Raw genomic sequence first — 4,309 nt, 5'->3', positions numbered from 1 at the left:
TCAAAATGATTAAGTATTTTTGCGGATTGGTATTATTAAACATTTAAAAGCCGCGCTATAAAATTTTATAGCGCGGCTTTTTTGTAGCTTAAAATATTTTGCTCTTCTCTTAACATTGCCTGCTGTTCATGAGCACGTAACAAAGCAAGCTCCTCAGCTGGTAAAGGCGTGACTGCAGGCACACACTCAAATTCCATCAAAGGCATAATGTGTCGAAAAACATAATGAACACGTTCAATATGAAACTCAGAGCTGACTAATAGTACTTTTTTAATCTCTGCACGGTCTATAATAGGCTGTGCAAGTGTCGCATCTTCAAAGGTAAAACGGCTTGGGGCATGCGCCAAAAAGCGAGATACTGGAATACCTTGTTTAACTAAATACCGCTTGGTTAATTCGCCATGCGGATACGCACTTTTATTAAAGCTGCCAAAGCCACCTGTACACAATAGACTTACATGTTGATGATCGCGAAAAACGGCGTAGGCTTTATCACAGCATGCTTTTGCAATAACAGATAATCTGCCGTCAGGTTCATTTGGAGCGCCTAATAGTACAATTGCCGTTTTCATCTGAAATACTATCGTTGATAACGCGCTAAAAACATTTTCACGGTTTCGCTAATCACTTTCTCTTCTGTGTCGCCATTTTGGCGCTCAAATCCATACAAAAGAGGATAAAAGATCAGCGATTTTAATTGATACACAAACTGTTTAGCCGCAAATTCAGCATCGTCAATATGTAACACATGCGCGTCACTGGCCGCCTCTAAAAAAGCCACTAAATCTTGCATGCAACCCATACTGTTGTTGGCGAGCGACTTAGCTAAATCGGGCTGTTGGAGCATTTGCATAAAAGCCACTTTCGCTATTTTTAGAAACTCTTCCGAGGTAAGCAAAGCCACCTCTTGCACAGCAATTTGTGTTAACTGCTCTGCAATCGGGTGTTGCTTATTAAAAATAACGGCTTTTTCTTGACGCACTTTTTCAAACATAAACACCAGAATAGCCTGAAACAGCACACCTTTATTTTCAAAATGATTATAAACAGTGCGTTTAGAAGCGCCCGCTAAGCTTGCAACCTGATCCATACTCGTCTGTTCAAAACCTTGTTGAAAAAACAACGTTTCAGCTGCATTCAAAATATCGAGTCGTTTTCTTTGTGATAATTTCATGTACTTCCCCCATGACATCAATAGTGTAACGCAAAAATAAAAAATGCACTAGATAGTTTACTTTTAAAGCAAACAATGAAAAACTACACCACTCAGTTTACTTATGGTAACGATATGAAATTTCTAAGATGGCTCGTAATCGCCACAGTATGCCTCATGGTCGGCGTGTTAATTATGAATAATCAAATTGCCGCTGAAGGCGTAAGTGATGACAGTCACTCAGCTCAATTAGTAGATGGCACCTTCTATAATAATGCAAAGGTTGAGCAGCCTGGTTTTAGAAAAACGCTGGGAATCTTCATACGTTTCATGACAGAAAAGAAAATTGATGCAGAACCCAAACACGAACTGCCCATGTATGCTTTATCAACACAGCAGCTTGCGTCTTTATCGAATGACAGCGTCCATTTTGTGAAACTGGGCCACTCATCAATTTTAGCTAAAGTGTATGGTGAATTTTGGCTGTTTGATCCTGTATTTTCCGAGCGAGCTTCGCCATTTTCGTTTATGGGACCAAAGCGTTTTCAACCTACGCCAATACGCATTAAACAGTTACCTCACATTGCGAAGGTTTTTATCTCGCACAACCATTATGATCATTTAGATAAAGCAGCTATCAAGCAACTGGCCGACAAAACCGACTCTTTTTATGTTCCGCTCGGTGTAGAAAATGATCTCATAAAATGGGGGGTAAAAAAGCAAAAAGTGCTTAGCTTTGATTGGTGGCAAGACCATACGACTACAAACAGCCAAATCGTTTTTACACCCACACAGCACTTTTCAGGCAGAGGCTTAACGGATAGAAACAAAACACTGTGGGGCTCATGGGCTATAAAAGTAAAAGACAAACGCTTTTATTTTAGTGGTGACTCTGGTTATTTCGCGGGCTTTAAAGAAATTGGCAAACGCTATGGGCCATTTGATATTACCTTTATTGAAACTGGGGCTTACGACCAAGAGTGGTCGAATATTCACATGACACCAGAGCAATCTGTTCAAGCGCATTTAGATTTACACGGAAATATTATGGTCCCAGTGCATAATGGCACATTCGATTTAGCATTTCACGCCTGGTATGAACCACTCAACCGCGTGACTAAAAAGGCTGTACAAGAGCATGTCTCGCTAAGCACCCCACTAGTTGGCGAGGTATTCAGTATTCACGATCCTGCGATAAACAAAATCTGGTGGTAAATTTTTCATGGCTGAAAATTGAATTATTATCTACTCATCCTGAATAATCAGTTGTTTGTAGCGTCTTTCTGGACAGCCCTCTTCTCGTCCCATATAGTGAAACTCTGTACAATCAACCAGAAAAACTATGACAACTTACCTTAAATACGCAAGTTTAGCGCTTGCCGTGGGTTTATTCGGTTGCTCTGAGCAACCAACCCCAAGCGCTGATGAAGCAAGCACTGATAAACTAAGCACATCCACGCTTGAAACCGTCAACATTGACAAAGTACGCTCACACATTAAAACGCTTGCCTCTGATGAGTTTTTAGGCCGTGGTCCACTCACAGAAGGCGAAACTCTGACCATTAACTACTTAGCTGACGAATACAAAAAGCTAGGCTTAACGGGCAGTTTTAATGGCAATTTTTTACAGCCAGTGACAATGGCAAAACTCACGCCTGATCAGAATATGACGCTAAAGGTTGGCGAGTTAAGCTTTAATGCTGGCAGTGATTTTACCGCACGCACGCAACAAATTAATCCAGAGATCAACATTGCTAGCTCTGACGTGGTGTTTGTTGGCTATGGTATTAATGCCCCAGAGTATAACTGGGATGACTTTGCTGACATTGATGTAAAAGACAAAACAGTTATTGTACTTGTCAATGACCCAGGATTTGCGACTCAAGACGACACGCTATTTACAGGCAATGCCATGACCTATTATGGTCGTTGGACTTACAAATACGAAGAAGGTGCACGCCAAGGTGCAAAAGCCGTGTTTATCGTGCACGAAACAGCACCAGCCGCTTACCCTTGGGGAGTTGTTGAAAGCTCGAACACAGGCAGTAAATACACACTTATCGACCAAGACAATAATGCATCAGACATTCCTGTCATGGGATGGATTGATGAGCAGGCCGCAAATGAAATTTTTGCTCAAGCAGGCTTTGATTATCAAACCGAAAAAGCCAACGCATTAAAAGCTGATTTTAAACCGCTTGATTTAAAAGCGAAAGCGGAGCTGACATTGAAAAGTGATATCTCCCAAGCACAATCGCATAATGTTGTAGCAACACTTAAAGGCAGTGAAACACCTGATGAATACATCGTTATTGGCGCTCACTGGGATCATTTTGGTACGAAGCAAACCGAAGAGGGGCTGAAGATTTATAATGGTGCTGTCGATAATGCTTCAGGCACCGCAGCCACTATTGAAATTGCCCGCATTTTGAGTGAAATGCATAAGAAAAAGCCATTCAAACGCTCAATAATCTTCGCAAATTTCACCGCAGAAGAAACGGGGCTAATTGGTTCAGAGCAATTCGCTACCGGCGAAATTGCCCCCACCAAACAAATGGTGGCACTGCTTAATATCGATGGTATGAACGTACTTGATGGCGTTGACTACATTTTACAATACGGCAAAGGCATGTCTGAAATGGAAGACTACCTAGCTGAGGCAGCACAGTCACAAGGACGTCACGTAAAGATGGATCCAAGACCACAGAATGGCTTGTTCTTCCGCTCAGATCATTTTTCATTGGCTAAACAAGGCGTGCCAAGCTTGTTATTTATGAGCTTAGGCGATACAGACCCCGACTATATTGCTCATAAATACCATAAAGAAGCTGACGACTATTCGCCGCAATGGTCAATGGGCGGTGTGAAACAAGACATTGAACTGATTGTTAATATTGCAGCCAAGCTTGCAAATAACGGTGATTGGCCAAAATGGAAAGCCGAGTCTGATTTCAAGGCTCGTCGTTTACAAGATAGGTAATACCCTATATTAAATACAAAAAAACCGAGCGACTTGCTTAATGCCAGTCAGTTAAGAGCTGACTGGCATTTTCTTTTGTAAGGATACTTATTTGGTTTCCTTCTTATCACCCTTGGATAATGCCTGTCTGGTAGCCTATCGGGTAAGATAAACAACCTAAGTGTTGTCAGTAACTC

General features: G+C 41.5%; 4 protein-coding genes. 2 read left to right on the top strand and 2 right to left on the bottom strand.

What is annotated here, in order from left to right:
* Nucleotides 1–65 precede the first annotated feature (65 nt).
* Nucleotides 66–572, bottom strand: coding sequence for a YdcF family protein (locus JIG41_RS02950; RefSeq protein ID WP_199524236.1), 507 nt, complete (start codon nucleotides 570–572; stop codon nucleotides 66–68).
* Nucleotides 573–580: 8 nt separating this feature from the next.
* Nucleotides 581–1,174, bottom strand: a complete 594-nt coding sequence (locus JIG41_RS02945; protein ID WP_036967326.1) for a TetR/AcrR family transcriptional regulator — start codon at nucleotides 1,172–1,174, stop codon at nucleotides 581–583.
* 114 nt (nucleotides 1,175–1,288) lie between these two features.
* Here JIG41_RS02945 and JIG41_RS02940 point away from each other — a divergent pair, with 114 nt between their 5' ends.
* Entirely contained in the window at nucleotides 1,289–2,368 is a 1,080-nt protein-coding gene (locus tag JIG41_RS02940; RefSeq protein WP_199524235.1) for an MBL fold metallo-hydrolase, read from the top strand.
* 127 nt (nucleotides 2,369–2,495) lie between these two features.
* Complete coding sequence (locus JIG41_RS02935) at nucleotides 2,496–4,133, top strand: M28 family metallopeptidase (RefSeq protein WP_199524234.1); 1,638 nt, start codon at nucleotides 2,496–2,498, stop codon at nucleotides 4,131–4,133.
* The last annotated feature ends 176 nt before the right edge of the window (nucleotides 4,134–4,309 follow it).

This window comes from Pseudoalteromonas sp. bablab_jr011, assembly GCF_016464045.1.
GTDB classification, from domain to species: Bacteria; Pseudomonadota; Gammaproteobacteria; order Enterobacterales; family Alteromonadaceae; genus Pseudoalteromonas; species Pseudoalteromonas lipolytica.
The sequence above is the reverse complement of the archived record's forward strand: the minus strand, read 5'-3'. Positions and strand labels throughout refer to the sequence as shown.